This is a genomic window from Paraburkholderia sp. RL17-368-BIF-A (assembly GCF_046054045.1).
Classification (GTDB): Bacteria; Pseudomonadota; Gammaproteobacteria; order Burkholderiales; family Burkholderiaceae; genus Paraburkholderia; species Paraburkholderia graminis.
This window is the reverse complement of the sequence record NZ_JARESN010000008.1, coordinates 143,136-163,623: the sequence shown is the minus strand read 5'-3', so window position 1 is coordinate 163,623 and position 20,488 is coordinate 143,136. Positions and strand designations below refer to the sequence as shown.

Here is a 20,488-nt window from a genome sequence, read left to right as displayed (position 1 = left end):
CGACTATCGCCTAACGTTACACGTCAATGGCAATAGCCGCGCCTCACTCAAACTCGATGGTTAGCAAACCCACTCACCGATTAACCATCCTCGCCGGCACACTAATCGCCAGCAGTCCCCCAAGAACCAGAAACGCCGCGAGCATATACATCCCCGAATCATTAGCCGCAGTCGCCTGCTTCAACCACCCGACCGCATACGGACTCAAAAACCCCGCAAGATTGCCAATCGAATTAATCATCGCAATCCCGGCCGCGGCACCCGTTCCCGCAAGAATCGCCGTCGGCAAACTCCAGAACAGCGGCAACGTAGTGAGAATGCCCATCGTCGCAAGCGTGAGAGAAGCCATCGCGAGCACGGTGTTGTGCGTGTACACCACCGAAAGCACCAGTCCAACGGCTCCCGCAAACGCCGGCAACGCAATATGCCAGCGACGCTCCCGCATGCGGTCCGCGCTGCGCGCAACCAGCACCATCGCCACCACCGCCGCCGCAAACGGAATCGCGGAAAGCAGGCCGATCGCGAACGCATCGGTCACGCCAGTCGCCTTAATGATCGTCGGCAGCCAGAAGCTCACGCCATACAAACCCATCACGAACGAAAAGTAAGTGAGGCTAAGCATCAGCACGCGGCCGCTCGTCAGCACCTGGCGAATCGGCATGTCGTGCTTGGTCGCTTCTTCCGCGGAAACGTGGCGCTGCAGCAGTTCCTTTTCTTCGTCGGTCAGCCACTTGGCCTTCGAAATACGATCATCGAGTGCGACGAAAACCAGAATGCCCACCAGCACCGACGGCAGCCCTTCGAGCAGAAACAGCCACTGCCAGCCGTGCCAACCGTTCACGCCATTGAACGTCTTCAGGATATAGCCCGACACCGGCCCGCCGATCACTCCCGAGAGCGCAATCGCCGTCATGAACCACGTCGTCATGCGTCCACGCCGATGCGACGGATACCAGTACGTGAGATACAGAATGATGCCGGGAAAGAAGCCGGCTTCGGCAATACCGAGCAGAAAGCGCATCACGTAGAACATGGTCGGCGTGGTGACGAACATGGTCAGCACGGAGATCACGCCCCACGACACCATGATCCGCGCAATCCACACGCGCGCGCCCACCTTGTGCAAAATCACATTGCTTGGGATCTCGAAGAAAAAGTAGCCGACAAAGAAAATGCCTGCGCCGAAGCCATAAACCGCATCGCTCAGGCCGAGGTCGCTCGTCATTTGCAGCTTCGCGAAGCCGACGTTCACGCGGTCGAGATACGCGACCACGTAGCAGAGCATCAGGAGCGGCGCGAGCCGCCAGTTGACCTTGCGATAGGTCGCCTCTTCGAAAGTGGAAGGCGGCGCTCCCGCGCCGGGATGGTGGAGCGGATCTGCGGGACTAGCCATGGTGTCTCCTCTTTTCTTGTGGAATTGAAGTGCCGCGTCGATCGATTCTAGCCGTGCGGCGCGGCTCGCACGTCAATTAGATACCGGGGGAAAACACTGAGCCCCGCAAGCGCCGTACGTGAACGGCGCTTGCTCAGGGCAACGCCACCAACGCCAAACCCAACGCCAGAGCTGCGACTACACGCAGCGCCCGCCATCCACTTCCAGACACACGCCGGTGATGAACTCCGCTTCGTCCGAAGCCAGATAGAGCGCGGCGTTCGCAATGTCCTGCGGCGTCGAAAAGCGTCCCAGCGGAATGCCCGCGAGAAAGCGCTTGCGGTTCTCAGGCGTATCTTCGACGCCCATGAATTCGGACAGCAAAGCCGTTTCGCCGATCACCGGATTCACGCAGTTCACGCGGATGCGGTCCGGCCCGAGTTCCACCGCCAGCGACTTGCTCGCGATGATCACCGCGCCCTTGCTGCCGTTGTACCAGACGAGTCCGGGGCGCGGCCGCACGCCCGCCGTCGACGCGATATTGATGAAGCTGCCGCCGCCTTGCTCGCGGAAATACGGCACGAACTCCTGCACGCTCCAGTAGATGCTCTTGACGTTCACCGCGTACACGCGGTCGAACTCGGCTTCGGTCACTTCGAGCACCGGCTTGTTGCGATGCGTGGTGCCCGCATTGTTGACGACGATCTGCACGCTGCCGAAGTCTTCGAGCGCCGCCTCGCGCAGCTTTTGCCAGTCCTCGCGTTGCGCGACGTTGCCCGCCACCGCAATCGCCTTGCCGCCCGCCAGCGCGATTTCGCTCGCGACGCGCTCGGCGGCGGGGCCGTTGAGATCGTTGACGACGACGTTCGCGCCTTCGCGTGCGTAGGTCTTCGCGATGCCTTCGCCGAAACCCGAGCCGCCACCCGTGACGATGGCCGTTTTACCTGTCAACCGCATGATGTCTCCATTGTTTATGTTGTGGGGCAACCCGCGCACGAGCTAGCCGTGCCGGATCGCAATCGTCTTCAGCACCGTAAAGCCATACAGCGCCTCGAATCCTTTCTCGCGTCCGTGGCCCGAATGTTTGACGCCGCCAAACGGCAATTCGACGCCGCCGCCCGCGCCGTAGTTGTTGATGAACACCTGGCCCGAGCGCAGACGTCGCGCGAGACGCATCTGCCGCGCGCCGTCGCGTGTCCAGATGCCGGCCACCAGGCCGTATTGCGTGCCGTTGGCGAGCGCGAGCGCTTCGTCTTCGTCGCTGAAGGACATGGCGGCGAGCACGGGGCCGAACACTTCGTCGCGGGCAAGGCGGTGGCTCGCGGGCACGTCGCGCAACAACGTGGGCGCCTGATAGAAGCCGCTTTCCGGCGCCTCGGGAATCACTTCGCCGTGCGCGGCCATCGCGATGCCGTCATGCTGCGCGTCGGACAGAAAGTCCCACACGCGCTGCTGCTGTTTCGCGTTGATGAGCGGGCCGCAATCCAGATCCGCATGCGACGGACCGACGCGCAGCGCGTTGAACGCGCCGCTCAGCCGGTCGAGCAGCGGCTCGTAAATCGCGCGGTCGATCAGCACGCGGCTGCCCGCCGAACAGGTTTGCCCGGCGTTCTGCACGATCGCGGAAACGAGCACGGGCAGCGCGGCGTCGAGGTCCGCGTCGGCGAAAACGATTTGCGGGGATTTGCCGCCCAACTCGAGGGTGACGGGCACGTGGTTCTCGGCGGCCATTTGCGTGACGAGCTTGCCGGTCTCGGGCGAGCCGGTGAACGAAATATGATCGATACCCGGATGACGCGCGAGCGCCGCTCCCGCGTCGTGTCCATAACCGGTGACGACATTGAGCGCGCCCGCGGGCAGGCCCGCTTCGGCCGCCAGTTCGGCGACGCGCAGCACCGAAAGGCACGCATCTTCGGCGGGTTTGACGACGCACGCATTGCCCGCCGCGAGCGCCGCGCCCACGCTGCGCCCGAAAATCTGCATCGGATAATTCCACGGCACGATGTGGCCGGTCACGCCGTGCGGCTCGCGGATCGTCATCACCGTGTAGCCGGCCTGGTAGGGCAGCGTCTCGCCATGCAGCTTGTCGGCCGCGCCCGCGTAGAACTCGAAGTAGCGCACGAGCGCCGCCGAATCGGCGCGCGCCTGCTTGAGCGGCTTGCCGGTATCGCGTGCTTCGAGCTGCGCCAGTTCTTCCTGATGCGCGGCGACGAGCATCGACAGCCGGTACAGCACGCGTCCGCGTTCGGCCGCGCTCGCCGCGCCCCATGCACCTTCGAACGCGCGGCGCGCAGCATGCACGGCGGCGTCGATGTCCGCCGCGGTGCCGCGCGCGAGTTGCGTGAACGGCTGGCCGTCCGAGGGATCGAGCACGGCGATGGTCTCGCCGCCTGAAGCAGCGGCCCACTCGCCGCCGATGAAGTGTCGGGCTTCTTCCATGCAGACTCCTTGACATGTCCGCAACCGGCGCACGTTCCACAGAAGTTCGACGGAACGCTGAACGAACGCCGTTACGCGGTGTTCATAAACGAGAGGCACAATCGAGCGACGCCTGATGATTATCGCGCTGATCCGCCGACGGATGCCATCGGCCGATTGGCTATAATGGCGCATTCCGCACTGTCCGGCCGCAGCGCTCGCGTTCGGGGCGAGTTTCATCATGCATCGCCTCGGGCCACGCGCCGCATGCCGTGCTCCGAATTCCATCTGACCAGAGAGCGCTCATGAGCTTCAATAACGTCCCCGCAGGGAAAGACCTTCCGCAAGATTTCAACGTCATCATCGAAATCCCGGCGCAAAGCGACCCGGTGAAGTACGAAGCCGACAAGGACCTGGGCCTGCTCGTCGTCGACCGTTTCATCAGCACCGGCATGCGCTATCCGGCTAACTACGGCTTCATTCCGCAAACGCTGTCGGGCGACGGCGACCCGGTCGACGTGCTGGTGATCACGCCGTTTCCGCTGCTGGCAGGCTCGGTGGTTCGCGCCCGCGCGCTCGGCATGCTGCAAATGACCGACGAATCGGGCGTGGACGCGAAGCTGATTGCCGTGCCGCACGACAAGATCTGCCCGATGACCGCAAGCCTGAAGTCGATCGACGACGTGCCGGCCTACCTGAAGGACCAGATCAAGCACTTCTTCGAGCAATACAAGGCGCTGGAGAAGGGCAAGTGGGTGAAGGTCGAAGGCTGGGCCGACATGGAAGCCGCGCACAAGGAAATCAGCGAAGGCGTGGCGAACTACAAGAAGTAAATGGCACAAGGCGCGCCGATGAAATCGAATCGTCGGCCCGCCAAGTAAGACGCCAGACGCCAGCCAGGTGCGCAAAACCGCGCGAGCCCGAACGGGCCGCGCGGTTTTTTATTGCAATTGCACTCGCGGCGCGCTCGTATAGCCCAACTGCATCGCGCGGATGAACCGAAGCCATTTTTATATCCAGGTATAAACCCTTATGATTTGTGACCGCGTCGGATTGTCCCGACCGCGGCCCAATCTGCCATTGCCCAGCCACACGCCGCCTCAGGAGCCCACTGTCCGGATGACGAACCGCAAGTCCACTACGCCGCGTTCCTTGCCTCGCTGGTCGAACCGGCTGTATGCGATCGCCACGGCGATCTATCGCAAGCGGCCGGTGTGGATGGTGTCGTTCTCCGCCAGCGAGGCCAGTCTCTCCGAAGGCTTGCGCGCCGCGTGCGCATCGACGGCGATGCTCGCGCTCGGCAACTTGCTGCACGATCCGGTCTTTGCATGGGCCGCGATCGGCGCGTTCTGGACCTGTCTCGCCGATGCCGCCGGTTCAAACCGCGCCCGCTTTGCATCGATGATGGGCTTCGCGCTGCTCTCCACCGTATGCGGCGGGCTCACCGCTTTCGCGTCGGCGAGCGGCACGGTGGTTGCCGCGCTCGCGGTCCTCGTCTTCACGAGCCTTGGCGCGTTCGGCCGCATCTGGGGCGCGGCGACCTCGCAAGTGACGATTCTCGCCGCGACCGCCTGCGTCGTCATGGTCGACCGGCCGATGCACGACGTCCGCGAAGGGCTCGCGTTTCTCGGCGTCTATCTGATCGGCTGCCTGTTCGCGGTCGCGTTGAGCCTGACCGTGTGGCGCATTCAGCCGTTTGGCGCAAGCCGCGCTTCGTTGCGCACGGTGTATCTGCGGCTCGCGGATATTGCGTTCGACAGCGCGCGTCTGCTGCAGCAGCGCAGCACGCCGCGCGAATGGGCGACGCATGCCGCGCAGTTTCGCGCCGATGCGCGCGCGGCGCTCGAGCGCTCGCGCAAGGCGCTGGCGCGCGTGCCGCCGACGCGAACCGCCGCGCGCGAGACCTACGACGCGCTGCTCGGCTTGCTGACGGAAGGCGAGGCGTTGTTCGCGTATCTGATCGCCGTCTCGGGCGCGTGCGAAAAAATGCCCGGCGACGAACACCACGCTCGCCACATCAGACGCGCGGCACGTTTGCTCACGGCGCTGGGCGAGACGCTGCGCAACATCGGCGCCGATGCGAACGAAGCGCGCTGGACGCATCTCGTGAAATTGCAGTTGCGCTTGCGCCGGCTCGCGCGGCGTCTTGAAACCGCGCTGATGGAGCCGGTCAAGCTGAAGTCCGACTTCGAACTCGTCGACTTCACGCCGGTACAGGCGCCGCCGCATTTCTTAGGGAGTGTCGCGATCACGTTGGCGCGAGTCTGGTCGACGCTGAAGGCAAACCTGTCGCTGGAGTCGGTCGGCTTGCGCCATGCGGCGCGCGTCGGCGTCACGACGACCGCGGGCTTTGTCGTGATCCGCGTGCTCGGCTTGCCGTTCGGCTATTGGGCGACCATGGCGACGCTGCTGATCTTGCAACCTTCGATTGCCGCGACCTGGCCGCGCAGCATCGAGCGCGCGGCGGGCAGCATTGTCGGCGGCGTGCTGGCGGCGGGCATCGGCTATGCGATTCATTCGCCGCTCGGCATTTCGCTCGCGGTCTTTCCGCTCGTGATGGCGACGATGGCCTTGCGCCCCGTCAGCTACAGCTTGTTCGTGTTGTTCCTCACGCCGACGTTCGTGCTCGTGGCCGACTTCGCGACGCCCGGCGCGAGCGAGATCGCGTATGCGCTCACGCGGCTCGGCAACAATGTGCTCGGCTGCGTGCTCGCGCTGTTCGCCACGTTCTATCTATGGCCGACGCGCGAGAAAACCGATTACCGCGCGTATCTCGGCGACGCCGTGCGCGCCAATCTGGCGTATCTGCTTGCCGCGCTCGAATCGCCGCGTCGAACGGAAAAGGATATGGAGCGCCTGCGCAGGGCGGCGGGCCTCGGCAGCAATAACGCCGAAGAGGCGATCGCGCGGATTCGCCTCGAAAAGCTGGAGCACTCGATGGTCGACACGGTCACGCTGACGGTGCTAAGCGTGCTGCGCAAGATGGCGGGCACGGCGACGCAGTTGCGCTTGAGCGCGAACCGGCGCGAAGCTCACGATGTGCACGCCGAACTTCGCGCGTGGGTGGAGGCGGTGAGCGCGGACATCGAGGCGTCGCTGAATCGCGCGATCGTGCCGCTGCGGCATGAGTTGCCGGCGCGCGAGCGTTTGACATCGCTCGAAGCGGATGCAGTGGGCGAGCTTGCGTTGATGCAGCGCTTGCTGACGGAGCGGATGCGCGAAGCGCGGGGGTGATTGGGCGTTAATGAAGCGTGGCTGACGGTGGCACAGTCACCGCCAACTGCTCAGCGAACGCACCCGTTCACGCCGCGTCGCCTTCGACTTCATCATCATCCAGAGCCGGCTCAGGTTCCGGCATCACCGACTCCAGCGTCCGCCCACCCGCCGCCAGCGTCCGCTTCTGCGCGGGCGTCAAGCGCTTCACCCAATACTCGGCGCGCGACGCGCTCGAACGATCCGCCAGTTCGAACGATGCCAGCACGCGCACCGGCTTGCGCGAGCGCGTATAGCGCGCGCCCGCGCCGCTGACGTGCTTTTCGAAACGCGCGTCGACGTCGGTCGCAATGCCGGTGTAGACGCTGCCGTCCGAGCATTCGAGCAGATAGAGAAACCACGCCACGGACGCGTCAGCCTTTGAACGGATTGTGTTCGCGCAGCTCGTCCACATAAGCGTGGATGCTGTTCTTTTCGTTGTCGAGGAAGTGGCCGACCGCATCGGCGAAAGCGGGATGCGCGAGCCAGTGCGCCGAGCGCGTCACTGTGGGCAGGAAGCCGCGCGCCATCTTGTGTTCGCCTTGCGCGCCGCCTTCGAATGCGCCGAGTTTTTCTTCGATGCAGAACTCGAGCGGCTGATAGTACGCGGTCTCGAAGTGCAGACAGGGCACATGTTCGAGCGCGCCCCAGTAACGGCCGTACAGCGTGCCGCCGGTTTTCGCATCGCGCTGATACACGACGAGCGAACTCGCGATCGGCTTGCCTTCGTACTCGGCGATCACGAGCAGCAGATTCTCCGGCATCGACGCGCCGATCATGCGGAAAAAATCGAGGTTCAGATACGGCGTCGAAAAGTGCTCGCGGTAAGTCTGCCGATAGCACTTGCTGAAGAAGCGCCAGTCCGCGTCCTGAATGTCTTCGCCGCGAATACGGCGCATCGTGATGCCGGCGTCGTGGACTTTGCGGCGTTCCGCGCGGATGTTCTTGCGCTTCTTCTGTTCGAGCGTCGAAAGAAAATCGTCGAAGTCGCGATAGCCGTCGTTCAACCAGTGAAACTGCACGCCTTCGCGCTGCATCATGCCCATCTCGGTGAGCGCGTTGGCTTCGGTTTCGGTCGGAAAGAGCACATGCAGCGACGACACGTCGGCCTGCTCGGCGAACGCCATCAACGTCGCAGCAAGGTGGCGCAACGCGTGCGAATCGGCGGCGAGCAGGCGGTTGCCTTGCACCGGCGTGAACGGCACGGCGCACAGCAGCTTCGGGTAGTAGGGCAAGCCGTTGCGCTTATAGGCGTCGGCCCAGGCCCAGTCGAACACGTACTCGCCGTATGAGTGCCCCTTCAGATAAACCGGCGCGGCCGCGGCGAGCTTGCCCGTGAGCGGGTCGGTCAGCGTGACGAATTGCGGCGCCCAGCCGGTGTCCGCGACCGCGCAACGGGTCGCGTGCAGCGCGCTCAGGAACTCATGCCGCAGAAACGGCGTGGGTTGCGTCTGCTGCGCGAGGAGGGCGTTCCATTCGGCGGCGTCCACCTCGGAGGGCGACGCCAGAATGCCCGTGCGATAATCAAAGCGTTCCTGATTCAATCTGTGTGACTGTCCCAATGAGCGACGCGGTGCGTCAAGCACGTACTGCGTCGTTCGTTTATCCGAGTTGTCCGTTCCGTCGAGCCCACAACAAGCCGCTTTATTTGCAAGCCCTCCACAAGCCTTTCGCTTGCCCGTCGATCCTGCCATGAAGACACGAATCGCTCTTGCTCAAATCAATGTCACCGTCGGCGACTTCGCCGGCAACGTCGCGAAGATCGTCGCCGCCGCGCGTGACGCGCACAGCGCCGGCGCGAAGCTGCTGGTCGCGCCCGAACTCGCGCTGTCCGGCTATCCGCCCGAAGATCTGCTGCTGCGCCCCGCGTTTTATACCGCAAGCGCTGCTGCGTTGGCGGACCTCGCGCAACAACTCAAGCAGTTCGCCGGCTTGCATGTGATCGTCGGTCATCCGTTGCGCGACGCTGCTGACAGTGTTGCCAACAGCGCGGCGAGTGGTCATGGTAATGCAAACGCGCCGATCCAGCGCGGCGTGCCGCCGGTCGACACGTTCAACGCGGCGTCGCTGGTGGTGGACGGCCGGATCGCCGGCACGTATCGCAAGCAGGATTTGCCCAATACGGAAGTGTTCGACGAGAAGCGCTACTTCGCGTCCGACGCGCAGCCGTTCGTCTTCGAACTCGACGGCGTGAAGTACGGCGTGGTGATCTGCGAAGACGCGTGGCATGCGTCGGCCGCGCAAATGGCCAAAGCCGCGGGCGCGCAAGTGCTGCTGATCCCGAACGGCTCGCCGTTTCACCTGAACAAGGAAGCGGTGCGCTTCGACATCCTGCGTGCGCGGATTCGCGAGACCGGGTTGCCGATGGTCTATGTGAACATGGTCGGCGCGCAGGACGAGTTGGTGTTCGACGGCGGCTCGTTCGTGCTCGACGCGCAAGGCGAACTGGTCGCAAAGATGCCGCAGTTCGAGGAAGCGACGGCCTTTGTGGAGTTTGAAAACGCGGTGCCGTTGCGCGGTCATGGCGACGCGCAGCTCGTCGGCAGCGCAACCCGCGCCAACTCCGCCATCGCCCCCGAGCTTTCGCTCGAAGCACAGGTCTATGCGGCGCTCGTCATCGGCGTGCGCGACTACGTCAACAAGAACGGTTTCCCTGGCGCGCTGATCGGCCTCTCCGGCGGCGTCGATTCGGCGCTCGTGCTGGCGGTCGCGTGCGACGCGCTCGGCGCGGATCGGGTGCGCGCGGTGATGATGCCCTCGCGCTACACGGCCGACATCTCCACCACCGACGCCGCCGAGATGGCCCGCCGCGTCGGCGTGCGCTACGACGAAATCGCGATCGCGCCGATGTTCGATGCGTTCCGCAGTTCGCTCGCGCAGGAATTCGAAGGACGCCCGGAAGACGCCACCGAGGAAAACATCCAGGCCCGCATCCGCGGCACGCTCTTGATGGCGCTGTCGAACAAGTTCGGCTCGATCGTCCTCACGACCGGCAACAAGAGCGAGATGGCGGTGGGCTACTGCACGCTTTACGGCGACATGGCCGGCGGCTTTGCGGTGATCAAGGACATCGCGAAGACGCTCGTTTATCGGCTGTGCCACTACCGCAATCAGGCCACGGCCTTCGGCACGCAGAACGTGATTCCCGAGCGCATTCTGACGCGCGCGCCGTCCGCGGAATTGCGCGAGAACCAGACCGACCAGGACAGCTTGCCGCCCTATGACGTGCTCGACGCGATCATGCGCATGTACATGGAAGAGGACCGCTCGCTCGCCGAAATCATCGCCGCGGGTTATGCGGCCGACGACGTGAAGCGTGTCACGCGGCTCATCAAGATCAACGAGTACAAGCGCCGCCAGGCGCCGATCGGCATTCGCGTCACGCATCGCGCGTTCGGCCGCGACTGGCGCTATCCGATCACGTCGCGCTACACCGAACCGGTGGAATGAATCGGAGCCGCGGGCATTGCGACGCACGCCGGACTGCCGCAAGGCATCCGGCGCGGCGTAGAATAAAAATCATCCATTTCCCTTTCACTCTTCCAGTCACGAGACGAGGTTCGCCATGAAGCGCATCACCGCAGTCATCAAACCGTTCAAACTCGACGAAGTGCGCGAGGCGCTCGCTGAAGTCGGCCTCACGGGCCTGACCGTCACCGAGGTCAAAGGATTTGGCCGGCAGAAAGGCCATACCGAGCTCTATCGTGGTGCAGAGTATGTGGTCGACTTTCTGCCGAAGGTGAAGATCGAGGTCGTCGTCGCGGATAACCAGTGCGACCAGGTGATCGACGCGATCATCGGCGCGGCGCGCACGGGCAAGATCGGCGACGGCAAGATTTTCGTCGCGGACGTGGAGCGCGTGATTCGCATCCGTACCGGCGAAGAAAACGAAGCGGCAGTCTAAGCCGCTCGCGCACCGAAGCGGTGCGCCGGCGCGAGCAGGAAACTTCGCGCAACGTCGACAGAACTCGCGAAGCCTTCGCGCCAATAAAAAACGGTGCGATACCCTTTCGGACATCGCACCGATACGCGCCTCTCGCAGCAGCGTGAAAAAGATTCTCTTGAAGAACTTCTAAGCCCCGAAGGCGCCGCCTTCGGGGAACACCGTTCGATTAGAACGAGTGTTGAATGCCTGCGTACACGCCGGTCTGGCTGTGGCCCGGCAGCGGGTTCTCGTTGTACGAGACCGTGCCGTCCGAAGCGGTGATGTTGCCGCCACGGCCTGCGTTGTTCGCATCCAGACCGAAGTTAGCCGACTTGCTGTTACGCACGGTCGCGACCTGGATGTCCAGCAGCGTGCGCTTGGACAGGTTGTACGAACCGCCGATCGTGTAGATCGTTGCGTTGCCGCCGCCCTTGTTCGCGTTCACGTGATACACAGCCGCGATCAGTGCTGCAGCCGGCGTGGCTTGCCACGTCACACCGCCCCATTCGTGATCGAGCGAGGTCGGCGCAGCGTTTACCGCGCTGGCAGCCGCGGACGTGCGCACTGCCTGATACGCGCCCTGGATCTTGAACTGACCGAGGAACACGTTGAACGCAGCCGTGTACTCGCGCGATGCCGTGAACGGGTCCGTGAAGTTGCCGTTGGTGTTGTTGCGGATTTCGTCGTACATGCCGCGCAACTGGAACAGCGACGAGGTGTACGTCACTTGCAGACCGGCTTCGCGGCCTTGCGGCGTCGTGCCGTTACCGTTCCAGTTCGTCGCGTTCGACAGCGCGTACTGACCGTACACGTCAAAGCCGTAGAACTTCGGCGACTGGTAAGCGATGTTGTTGCTCGATTGCGGCCAGTTGCGGCCACGCACCAGCGACGCCGACGACCAGTTCGACTGACCGAACGGGTCGAAGTCCCACACGCCGTTCGAGATGAAGAGCATGCGGCCCATCGTCAACGTACCGTATGCGCTGTTCGACAGACCGACCGTTGCCCAGCGATTGAAGAGACCGCCGCCGCCAGGACCCTGACCGTTCATCGTGTTGAACGAGCCTTCCAACTGGAACAGGACCTTATTGCCGCCGCCGATATCCTCGACGCCCTTCATGCCCCACAGGCTCGTGCCCCAGTCACCACTTTCCGCGCGAAAGCGCGAGGTTGAACCGGTATAGTTGGCGTTCGGCAGGCCGCTGATGTATTCGAGACCTGCGTCCAGGCGGCCATACAGCGTTACGCTGCTTTGGGCATGTGCAACAACCCCGGCCGACATCAGCGCAGCGGCGAGCAAAGCTTTCTTCATCTTCTCCTCCATACCCTGTCAAAAAGTGAAACCCAGTACTGCGAATGGTGTTCGGACGCGAGTTGCGCCGAACAGAAATCGGTACCAGGGAGATTAGCGGGCGGATTGGTCTCCTATCCTGACGTGCAGCCTTGGGGCTGTCTGGTCGTCATGCCGATCCCTCGCCGACCGGTTCTCCTCTGTGCTTTGAAGTAAAACTACTTTTAATGAACTTAGTTTTGCTACTTTGGTTACTAATTTATCAAAAATACACTTGAGTGTGAGAAGAAATTAGTACCGGCGTTGACCTGTGTCTCCAAATTGCAATACCGATGTGGGCAAAGACCCATTGCCGCCTGTGTCAAAACGGCTAAAGCCCTTATGCGACAAGGGAATCACGGATCGGCGGGGGCAAGATTAAGGATTGCCACTATTGACGCTTCGGATACGGCAGGGTAGGGGCGAAAAGACGGGTTGGGAGGCGTGTACGCGACGGTTTCGCGGCCGAAAAGCGCGGATTACACAGGTGACCGAAACAAAAAAGGCGCTCGTAAGCGCCTTGTAAAAAGTACTTCGACTACAGCCCGGTCATGAGGCGTTGCGATGAGTCATCGCCAAATCTCAAATACCAGGCTGTGCGATATGTTTTGCTACCGCATTGCTATTTCAGACTGCCGGACAGGAACTGCTTCAGGCGCTCACTGCGCGTGTTTTTGAACACCTCGTCGGGGCGGCCTTCTTCTTCGACGCGCCCCTGGTGCAGGAACATCACGTGGTTCGACACGTTGCGCGCAAACGCCATTTCGTGCGTGACGACGATCATCGTGCGGCCTTCCTCGGCGAGCGTCTGCATGACCTTGAGCACTTCGCCGACGAGTTCGGGATCGAGCGCGGAAGTCGGTTCGTCGAACAACATCACGTCGGGATGCATCGCCAATGCGCGCGCGATCGCCACGCGCTGCTGCTGACCGCCCGACAGATGCGACGGATACTGCTTCTCGAGACGCGGCGCGAGGCCCACTTTCTCGAGATATTCGCGCGCGCGGTCTTCGGCTTCCTTGCGCTTTAGGCCGAGCACATGCACGGGCGCCTCGATGATGTTCTCGAGCACGTTCATATGCGACCACAAGTTGAAGTGCTGAAACACCATCGACAGTTTGGTGCGCACGCGCTGCAACTGTTTCGGGTCGGACACGCGCAGCGCGCCCTGGTTGTTCTCTTGCGTGCGGACTTCTTCGCCGTCCACGAAGATGCGGCCGGCGTTCGGCTGTTCGAGGAAGTTGATGCAGCGGAGCATCGTGCTCTTGCCCGAACCGGACGAGCCGATCACGCTGATGACGTCGCCGGCGTTCGCCTTCAGCGAAACGCCTTTGAGGACTTCGTTATCGCCGTACTGTTTATGAAGTTCGTCGACGAAAAGCTTTTGCTTCGTGTTGTTCATCGGGGTCCTTGGGCGTGCTTAACCGCGGGGCGTGTGCCCGCTTATTTGCCTTGCGGCCGCAGGTAAGCGAGCCAGCGGCGCTCGGCGCGGCGGAACAGCCACACCAGCGCGAAAGAAATGCACAGATAGAGCAGGGCGGCAATGCCGAACGCGTTGAATGACTGATACGTCGCCGAGTTCACGTCGCGCGCGATCTTCAGAATGTCCGGCACGGTCGCGGTGAAGGCGACGGTCGTGGCGTGCAGCATCAGAATGACTTCGTTGCTGTAGTACGGCAACGCGCGGCGCAGCGCCGACGGCAGGATCACGCGCCGGTACAGCGTGAACGACGACATGCCATACGCGCGCGCCGCTTCGATTTCGCCGTACGGCGTGGCCTTGATCGCGCCCGCGAAAATCTCCGTGGTGTACGCGCAGGTGTTCAGCGTGAAGGCGAGCAGCGTGCAATGCATGCCGTCGCGGAAGAACGCGTTGGTCAGCTCGTGATTGCGGATGACTTCGAGGCTGTACAAGCCCGTGTAGCACAGCAGCAACTGCACATAAAGCGGCGTGCCGCGAAAGATGTACGTGTAAAGCCACACGAGACCGGCGAGCCATTTCCTCTTCGAGACGCGCGCCACCGCAAGCGGGATCGACAGGCAGAAGCCGAGTCCGATCGACACCACCAGCAGCCACAGCGTGATCGCGAGACCCGTGAAGCGGTAGCCGTCCGTGTAGAGATAATTGCGCCAGTATTCCTGAATGATCTCGATCATAGATCCGCCTTTCGCACGCCGGTCGAGTAACGCTTTTCGAGGTACATCAGCACGAAGTTCGACACTGTGGTGATGACGAGATAGATCGCCCCCGCAAGCAGGGTAAAGAAGAAGAACCGCAGGGTGCCCTTGCCCGCATCTTGCGAAGCCTTGACTACGTCAGCGAGTCCGATGATCGACACGAGCGCCGTGGCCTTCACCATCACCTGCCAGTTATTGCCGATGCCGGGCAGCGCGAAGCGCATCATCTGCGGGAACATGATGCGCGCGAACACCTGCCAGCTCGTCATGCCGTAGGCCGCGCCGGCTTCGAGCTGACCGCGCGGCACCGCGAGAAAGGCGCCGCGGAAGGTTTCGGTGAAGTACGCGCCGTAAATGAAGCCGAGCACCGCGACGCCGGCCACGAACGGGTCGATGTCGATCTGGTCCCAGCCGAGCAGGTCGGTCAGATTGTTGAGCCAGATCTGGATGCTGTAGAACAGCAGCAGCATCAGCACAAGGTCGGGCACGCCGCGCACGAGCGTCGTGTAGACGGTGCCGGCGCCGTGCGAGAAGCGGTTCTTCGACAGTTTCGCCGCCGCGCCGAGAAGGCCCAGCAAGAAAGCGAGCGCCAGTGACAACACCGCCAGCTTGACGGTTTGCCAGGTGCCGTTGAGAAGCAGCGGGCCGTAGCCTTGAAGGAACATAGGGGGTCCTTGACGATGCGCTTGCGGCACACCGCGAAAGACGCGGGCGGCCTGGCGCCGCATGTACCGCGAGCGTGGCTCGCCGTGATCCGCGGCGCACAGCGCACCGCTGTGCAAATCATGACTGCATGGCCGTTGCCGGTCCTGCAGCGCGCTTTTCGACTCTCTTTGAAACTAGACCGACTGTATTACGAAGCCTCGCGAGCGCCCATGCGGGCGAGCCCGAGTCTTTTCATTGCTGCGATTACTGCATCTGATGGGAGCGGCGCTGGTGCCCAAAGGCAGCGCCCCCACCGTGCCCGGTGCGTGCTCAGTGTGCCGGATAGATCTCGACGTCGAAGTACTGCTTTTCGAGCTTCGTGAACGTGCCGTCCCGATGAATCTGCGCGAGCGCCTTGTTGAACATCGCCTTCAGTTCGGCATCGTCCTTGCGCAGACCAATGGCCGTGCCTTCGCCGATGGTCTTCGGGTCCTTCACTTCCGGGCCCGCCCACGCGAAGCCCTTGCCGCGCGGCGTCTTCAGAAAACCGGCGTCGGCCTGGATTTCGTCCTGCAGCGCGGCGTCGAGCCGGCCGGACGTGAGATCGGCGTAGACCTGATCCTGGTTCTGATAGGGCACCACGGTCACGCCCTTCGGCTCCCAATACGCCTTGGCGTACGCTTCCTGGGTCGTGCCCTGCTCGACGCCGACGCGCTTGCCCTTCAGCGATTCAGCCGTGGGCAGCAGCGGCGAGCCGGCTTTGGCGATCATGCGCGCGGGGGCGTCGAAGAGCTTGTCGGAGAAGTCGATCTGCTCGCGGCGCTTGTCCGTGATGGTCAGCGACGACACGATCGCGTCGAACTTCTTGCCCTTCAATGCCGGGATGATGCCGTCGAAATCCTGCTCCACCCACACGCATTTGACGTTCATTCGCGCGCACAGCGCCTTGGTCACGTCGACGTCGAACCCGACGACCTGGCCGCTGGCCGCCTTCGATTCGAACGGCGGATAACTGGCGTCAACCCCGATGCGTACGGTTTTCCATTCTTTTGCCATGGCGCCGGTGGCCATGACGGCGAGCGCTACGCACAGTGCGAGCTTCTTCATGTTTCTCCTGGGTCAAACTGATCGTCGTGGTGTCCGATCCCGACGAAGCCGGCTCGTGGCCGGCCGTCGCCTCGGCTCGTGGCCGGCCGTCGCTATTCTAGGCGGTCAAAATTGTCGCGCCGCCGCGGTTTTCCGCGTGGTGTCCGGCCTTGCCAGGCCATTGCGAGCCTTTGCCAAGGCTTTGGCAGGCGAGCCTTCGGCCACCCTATGCGTTGAAAAGCGCGGTATTTTACCCGAACAGGGGCGCGGCGCCAGTGCGCGTTGCCCGCGGCGCCGACGCTGCATCAAGGCCGTTGCGTATGCGCGACGCATTCGCGCGGCGCGTTGCGAAAGCGGTAGACGACGGTTCGATGGGCGCGGCCCGCTTCGCCAACTTCGATTAAGCGGATTTGCGAAACGATCCGGTGCGCCCGCGCCCGATTGTGGATCGGATGGCGAGCCCATACATTCTCGCCATCGCCAATTTCACCGGGAGTACGTCATGATCGAGATTCGCCGCTCCGACGAGCGTGGCCACGCCAACCACGGCTGGCTCGACTCGTATCACAGCTTTTCGTTTGCCGATTATCGCGATCCCGAGCACGTCCACTTCGGGCCGCTGCGCGTGATCAACGAAGACCGCATCGCGGGCGGCCAGGGCTTCGGCACGCACGGGCACCGCGACATGGAGATCGTCACGTACGTGCTCGAAGGCGCGCTCGCGCACCGCGACAGCATGGGCAACGGCTCGACGATCCGTCCCGGCGACGTGCAGCGCATGAGCGCGGGCACGGGCGTGATGCATAGCGAGTTCAACGCGTCGCCGGACGAAGAGGCGCATCTGCTGCAGATATGGGTGATTCCGCAACGCGCGGGCGATCAGCCGGGCTACGAGGAAAAGCGCTTCGACGCCGCCGACAAGCGCGGCCGCCTGCGCGTCGTCGCATCGCCCGACGGCCGCGACGGCTCGGTGACGATCCACGCGGACGCGTCGATTTACGCGGGCTTGATCGACGGCGCGGAAACGGCCAGCTTCGCGGTGCCCGCGGGACGGCTCGTGTACGTGCACGTCGCGCGCGGCTCGCTGACGGTGAACGGCGAGGCGCTGCAAGCGGGCGATGCCGCGAAGCTCAGCGATACGGACACGGTGACGCTGGAAAAGGGCGATCAGGCCGAAGTGCTGCTGTTCGACCTTGGGCGGCTCGATAGCTGAAGCGAGGGCAGTTGTTGCCCGCCGCTCAACGCGGAGTTGGTTGAGGGCGCAACGAAGACGGCACAAAGGGCGCGTGCTGCAAGCTCAGTTGCAGAGGGAATGCACACGCGCGCCGCTATATGTATATATGGAAAACGCCACGGAGTTTTTGAACTGCGCTCCGTGGCGTTTCTGTTTCTGCGAAGCCGCCGCGCTTTGCAGCGCGGCGGCCGCGCCGCTTACTGGCTCGCAGCCGGCGCCGACGCCGCGCCATGATGCTGCTGCCAACGCTCGCGCATCTTCTCGTGACGCGACTCCATCTTCGCAAAGCGCTGCTTCAGCGCCGTGCTGACAGTCGTCTTCTGCTGGTCGTTCAGGCCGTTATAGAACTTGAGCCAGGCGTCCGTGGTTTGCTGGCGCAACTGCGCGTCCTTCTGCTCGATCTGCTGATGAGCGGAAGCCATCGCGTTCAGATCCAGAATCGGCTGCTGCTGCGCGGCCTTGAACTGGTTCTTCATCTGCTCGTGGTTCGCGCGCATCGCTTCATGGCCTTGCTTCATCGTGTCGAGTGCGGCTTGCCACTGCTTTTCCTGATCCGCGTTCAGCTTCAACTGATCGTGCAGTTGCGTGAGTTCCTTCATGAAGTGCCCGTGCCATCCGCCGGGACCGCCGTGGGCCTCATGAGCGGGTTGGGCGGCATAGGCAGCGCCCGCGCCGATGGCGAGAGCGGTGGCGGCAACGGCGAGGGCGCGCGAGATTTTTTTGGTGGACATGTAAGGCTCCTTGTAATGGAATAGCCGACGATGCATCCGATCCAGTTGACGGCCTGCATTCGGTAAGACACAGCGTAGAGAACTGCATCCGGCGCTGTGTTACGCGCCTTCGCGCCGCTGTTACGGGCCATTACGTGCAGCTTTCACCGTAACACCCGGTAACCCTTGAGGCCTCTGTGAAATCGAAAACCGCTGCTGCCGCGCGTTAAACTTCATTCCATGGCTACTCAAATACTTGTTGTCGACGACGACGTCGAACTGCGCGATCTGCTGCGCGACTATCTGGCCCGTCAGGGCATCGAAGTCTCGGTGCTGCACGACGCGGGCTCGCTCGAGCGCAGGCTCGAACGCGAGCGTCCCGATCTGATCGTGCTCGACCTGATGATGCCCGGCGTCGACGGGCTCACTGCATTGCGCAAGCTGCGCGCGTCGGGCGACGATATCCCGGTCATCATGCTGACCGCGCGTGCGGACGACGTCGACCGGATCGTCGGTCTGGAACTCGGCGCGGACGACTATCTCGGCAAGCCGTTCAATCCGCGCGAGCTGCTCGCGCGCGTGCAGGCGGTGTTGCGCCGGCGGCGCACGCTGCCTTCGGCGGCCGCGCCCGAACAGCGCGAGCCGTTCAGCTTCGGCCGCTTCACGCTCGACTTCCAGTCGCGCACGCTGCATCAGGAAGACAAGCCGCTCACGCTGTCGGGCAGCGAGTTCGCGTTGCTGAAAATCTTCGTGAACCATCCCATGCGCACGCTGACGCGCGAGCGTCTGCTCGAGCTGCTGCACGGTCCCGAATACGACGGCACCGACCGCGGTATCGACGTGCAGGTGTGGCGTCTGCGGCGCATTCTCGAAACGGACCCGTCCACGCCGCGCTTCATTCAGACAGTGCGCGGGCGCGGCTACGTGTTCGTGCCCGACGGCGATCAGAATGCGCCGGCCCATTGATTCGTTGTTCGGACGGCTGGCCTTGCTGGTCGTCGCGGTGCTGCTGCTGTCGCATTTCGCGTGGTATGCGCTCATGCGCCTCGAGCGCAGCCAGTTGCAAACCCGCTACGCCGTCGAAGAAGCCACGTTCCTCGTCGACGCGGTGCGTCAGCACGTGGCCCGCAATCCCGATCAGCCGCTGCCGTCGCGCGTAAAGCTCGTCGATCCGGCGAGCCCCGAAGTGCCGCCCGAGACATCGAATCTGCCGCCGCCGCTCGAACGGTTTATCGAAGACGCGCGCGACCGCATGCCGTCCGGCACGCAGGTGCGCGTCGGCTTGCCGGGAGCGCCGCCCACGCTGTGGGTGCGCGCGCCCAGGGACCGTAGCTGGATCGTCGTGCCGGTGCAGCCGCTGCGGCCACCGCGCTCGCTCGACCGAACGGTGCTGTGGCTCGTCATCATCTTCTCGTTCGCGGTGATGGCGGCGCTGTTCGCCGCATGGGCGTTGCAGCAGCCGTTGCGCTCGCTCGCCCAGGCGGTGGCGCGCTTCGGCCGTGGCCTGCCGGTGCCGCCCGTGCCCGAGCGCGGACCGCGCGAGCTCAGGCAATTGACGCATGGCTTTAACCAGATGGTGCAGGAAGTCGCGCGCACCGAGAACGACCGCGCGGTGATGCTCGCGGGCGTCGCGCACGATCTGAAGACGCCGCTTGCGCGCTTGCGTCTGCGCGCCGAAATGATGGACGAAGCGAAGATGCGCGACGGCGTCGTGCGCGACGTCGATTCGATGACGCACATCGTCGAACAATTCCTGGTGTTCGCGCACGACGGCGCGGATCGCAGCGAAGCCGTCGAGGTGGATGCTCAATGCGAGCGCGTCGTGCGCAGCTATCGCGCGGTGGCGTCGGGCGCACCCGCGGTGCAGACCGATCTGCGAGCCGGCCCGGGCTTCCTGCTGCCCGCCGCCACGCTCGACCGGATTCTGTCGAACCTGCTCGACAACGCGCATGCGTACGGAGCGCCGCCTATCGTCGTCGCCACTGCGCGCACGGCGGAAGGCTTCACGTTGTCGGTGAGCGATAACGGCAAGGGCATCGCCGCGCAGGACCTCGTCAACGCAAGCCGGCCTTTCGTGCGGCTCGACCCCGCGCGCGGCGGCAATGGCCACAGCGGTCTTGGGCTTGCGATTGTCGAGCGGCTGGTGCGGCGCGCGGGCGGCGAGTGGCAGATCGGCAACCACGACGGCCGCGGCTTGCGCGTCTTGATGAGCTTCCCGTTTTCGGCGGTGCCTCAGGCGAGGGCGGCGTCGGAGAGCAGTGTCTGGTGATTTGAGTTGCAGGCGCGGCGTTCCGTCGGCCTGGTTTGGTCGTGGGCTGGTGTGGTCCGCCGCCGAGGT

18 protein-coding genes are annotated in these 20,488 nt (G+C 63.6%); 7 read left to right on the top strand and 11 right to left on the bottom strand.

Features of this window, described 5'->3' with window-relative positions; translation table 11 throughout:
• Positions 1-73 precede the first annotated feature (73 nt).
• The 3 genes from P0D87_RS16365 to P0D87_RS16355 form a co-directional block, all read right to left on the bottom strand.
• Complete coding sequence (locus P0D87_RS16365) at positions 74-1,393, bottom strand: MFS transporter (protein WP_053857713.1); 1,320 nt, start codon at positions 1,391-1,393, stop codon at positions 74-76.
• Between the two features lie 177 nt (positions 1,394-1,570).
• The gene (locus P0D87_RS16360) at positions 1,571-2,329 is read right to left on the bottom strand and encodes an SDR family oxidoreductase (protein WP_013587565.1); all 759 of its coding nucleotides are present in this window, start codon (positions 2,327-2,329) and stop codon (positions 1,571-1,573) included.
• A 42-nt stretch (positions 2,330-2,371) separates the two neighbouring features.
• Positions 2,372-3,811, bottom strand: coding sequence for an aldehyde dehydrogenase family protein (locus P0D87_RS16355; protein WP_006048450.1), 1,440 nt, complete (start codon positions 3,809-3,811; stop codon positions 2,372-2,374).
• A gap of 284 nt (positions 3,812-4,095) precedes the next feature.
• On the opposite strand from P0D87_RS16355, the gene ppa reads away from it, so the two are divergent.
• Both ppa and P0D87_RS16345 read left to right on the top strand, forming a co-directional pair.
• Positions 4,096-4,623, top strand: coding sequence for an inorganic diphosphatase (gene ppa / locus P0D87_RS16350; protein ID WP_006048449.1), 528 nt, complete (start codon positions 4,096-4,098; stop codon positions 4,621-4,623).
• Positions 4,624-4,909: 286 nt separating this feature from the next.
• Entirely contained in the window at positions 4,910-7,024 is a 2,115-nt protein-coding gene (locus tag P0D87_RS16345; RefSeq protein WP_053857714.1) for an FUSC family protein, read from the top strand.
• A 67-nt stretch (positions 7,025-7,091) separates the two neighbouring features.
• Here the strand turns inward: P0D87_RS16345 and P0D87_RS16340 are convergent, their stop codons facing one another.
• Complete coding sequence (locus P0D87_RS16340) at positions 7,092-7,409, bottom strand: GIY-YIG nuclease family protein (RefSeq protein ID WP_029970043.1); 318 nt, start codon at positions 7,407-7,409, stop codon at positions 7,092-7,094.
• 7 nt (positions 7,410-7,416) lie between these two features.
• Positions 7,417-8,586, bottom strand: a complete 1,170-nt coding sequence (locus P0D87_RS16335; protein WP_006048446.1) for a GNAT family N-acetyltransferase — start codon at positions 8,584-8,586, stop codon at positions 7,417-7,419.
• 148 nt (positions 8,587-8,734) lie between these two features.
• Between P0D87_RS16335 and P0D87_RS16330 the strand changes: the two genes are divergently transcribed.
• Complete coding sequence (locus P0D87_RS16330; protein ID WP_053857715.1) at positions 8,735-10,492, top strand: NAD+ synthase; 1,758 nt, start codon at positions 8,735-8,737, stop codon at positions 10,490-10,492.
• 115 nt (positions 10,493-10,607) lie between these two features.
• Positions 10,608-10,946: a P-II family nitrogen regulator gene (gene glnK, locus P0D87_RS16325; RefSeq protein WP_006048444.1), complete on the top strand. Its 339-nt coding sequence runs from the start codon at positions 10,608-10,610 to the stop codon at positions 10,944-10,946.
• A 208-nt stretch (positions 10,947-11,154) separates the two neighbouring features.
• Here the strand turns inward: glnK and P0D87_RS16320 are convergent, their stop codons facing one another.
• From P0D87_RS16320 to P0D87_RS16300, 5 genes are all read right to left on the bottom strand, one after another.
• A complete protein-coding gene (locus P0D87_RS16320; protein ID WP_006048443.1) occupies positions 11,155-12,279 on the bottom strand; it encodes a porin in 1,125 nt (374 codons plus the stop codon).
• Positions 12,280-12,919: 640 nt separating this feature from the next.
• Positions 12,920-13,699, bottom strand: a complete 780-nt coding sequence (locus P0D87_RS16315) for an ABC transporter ATP-binding protein (RefSeq protein WP_053857716.1) — start codon at positions 13,697-13,699, stop codon at positions 12,920-12,922.
• A 41-nt stretch (positions 13,700-13,740) separates the two neighbouring features.
• Positions 13,741-14,454 (bottom strand): ABC transporter permease, encoded by a 714-nt coding sequence (locus P0D87_RS16310; protein WP_006048441.1) that lies wholly within the window; start codon positions 14,452-14,454, stop codon positions 13,741-13,743.
• Positions 14,451-15,140, bottom strand: a complete 690-nt coding sequence (locus P0D87_RS16305; protein WP_006048440.1) for an ABC transporter permease — start codon at positions 15,138-15,140, stop codon at positions 14,451-14,453. Before P0D87_RS16305 ends, P0D87_RS16310 begins: the two co-directional genes overlap by 4 nt.
• Before the next feature lie 310 nt (positions 15,141-15,450).
• Positions 15,451-16,227 carry an ABC transporter substrate-binding protein gene (locus P0D87_RS16300; protein WP_053857717.1) on the bottom strand — a complete coding sequence of 259 codons (777 nt, stop codon included), beginning with the start codon at positions 16,225-16,227 and terminating at the stop codon, positions 15,451-15,453.
• A 481-nt stretch (positions 16,228-16,708) separates the two neighbouring features.
• Here P0D87_RS16300 and P0D87_RS16295 point away from each other — a divergent pair, with 481 nt between their 5' ends.
• Positions 16,709-17,419, top strand: coding sequence for a pirin family protein (locus P0D87_RS16295; RefSeq protein WP_053857718.1), 711 nt, complete (start codon positions 16,709-16,711; stop codon positions 17,417-17,419).
• A gap of 218 nt (positions 17,420-17,637) precedes the next feature.
• Here P0D87_RS16295 and P0D87_RS16290 read toward each other — a convergent pair whose 3' ends face one another.
• Positions 17,638-18,171, bottom strand: coding sequence for a Spy/CpxP family protein refolding chaperone (locus tag P0D87_RS16290; protein ID WP_053857719.1), 534 nt, complete (start codon positions 18,169-18,171; stop codon positions 17,638-17,640).
• 219 nt (positions 18,172-18,390) lie between these two features.
• On the opposite strand from P0D87_RS16290, the gene P0D87_RS16285 reads away from it, so the two are divergent.
• Both P0D87_RS16285 and P0D87_RS16280 read left to right on the top strand, forming a co-directional pair.
• Positions 18,391-19,116: a response regulator gene (locus P0D87_RS16285; protein WP_006048436.1), complete on the top strand. Its 726-nt coding sequence runs from the start codon at positions 18,391-18,393 to the stop codon at positions 19,114-19,116.
• Complete coding sequence (locus tag P0D87_RS16280) at positions 19,100-20,419, top strand: ATP-binding protein (protein ID WP_053857720.1); 1,320 nt, start codon at positions 19,100-19,102, stop codon at positions 20,417-20,419. Before P0D87_RS16285 ends, P0D87_RS16280 begins: the two co-directional genes overlap by 17 nt.
• Positions 20,420-20,488: the final 69 nt, after the last annotated feature.

Coding starts and splice junctions, on each gene's coding strand:
- glnK (WP_006048444.1), top strand. CDS start 10,608: ATGAAGCGCATCACCGCAGTCATCAAACCGTTCAAACTCGACGAAGTG.
- P0D87_RS16355 (WP_006048450.1), bottom strand. CDS start 3,811: ATGGAAGAAGCCCGACACTTCATCGGCGGCGAGTGGGCCGCTGCTTCA.
- P0D87_RS16310 (WP_006048441.1), bottom strand. CDS start 14,454: ATGATCGAGATCATTCAGGAATACTGGCGCAATTATCTCTACACGGAC.
- P0D87_RS16330 (WP_053857715.1), top strand. CDS start 8,735: ATGAAGACACGAATCGCTCTTGCTCAAATCAATGTCACCGTCGGCGAC.
- P0D87_RS16365 (WP_053857713.1), bottom strand. CDS start 1,393: ATGGCTAGTCCCGCAGATCCGCTCCACCATCCCGGCGCGGGAGCGCCG.
- P0D87_RS16300 (WP_053857717.1), bottom strand. CDS start 16,227: ATGAAGAAGCTCGCACTGTGCGTAGCGCTCGCCGTCATGGCCACCGGC.
- P0D87_RS16360 (WP_013587565.1), bottom strand. CDS start 2,329: ATGCGGTTGACAGGTAAAACGGCCATCGTCACGGGTGGCGGCTCGGGT.
- P0D87_RS16320 (WP_006048443.1), bottom strand. CDS start 12,279: ATGAAGAAAGCTTTGCTCGCCGCTGCGCTGATGTCGGCCGGGGTTGTT.
- P0D87_RS16295 (WP_053857718.1), top strand. CDS start 16,709: ATGATCGAGATTCGCCGCTCCGACGAGCGTGGCCACGCCAACCACGGC.
- P0D87_RS16280 (WP_053857720.1), top strand. CDS start 19,100: ATGCGCCGGCCCATTGATTCGTTGTTCGGACGGCTGGCCTTGCTGGTC.
- P0D87_RS16285 (WP_006048436.1), top strand. CDS start 18,391: ATGGCTACTCAAATACTTGTTGTCGACGACGACGTCGAACTGCGCGAT.
- P0D87_RS16345 (WP_053857714.1), top strand. CDS start 4,910: ATGACGAACCGCAAGTCCACTACGCCGCGTTCCTTGCCTCGCTGGTCG.
- ppa (WP_006048449.1), top strand. CDS start 4,096: ATGAGCTTCAATAACGTCCCCGCAGGGAAAGACCTTCCGCAAGATTTC.
- P0D87_RS16305 (WP_006048440.1), bottom strand. CDS start 15,140: ATGTTCCTTCAAGGCTACGGCCCGCTGCTTCTCAACGGCACCTGGCAA.
- P0D87_RS16315 (WP_053857716.1), bottom strand. CDS start 13,699: ATGAACAACACGAAGCAAAAGCTTTTCGTCGACGAACTTCATAAACAG.
- P0D87_RS16290 (WP_053857719.1), bottom strand. CDS start 18,171: ATGTCCACCAAAAAAATCTCGCGCGCCCTCGCCGTTGCCGCCACCGCT.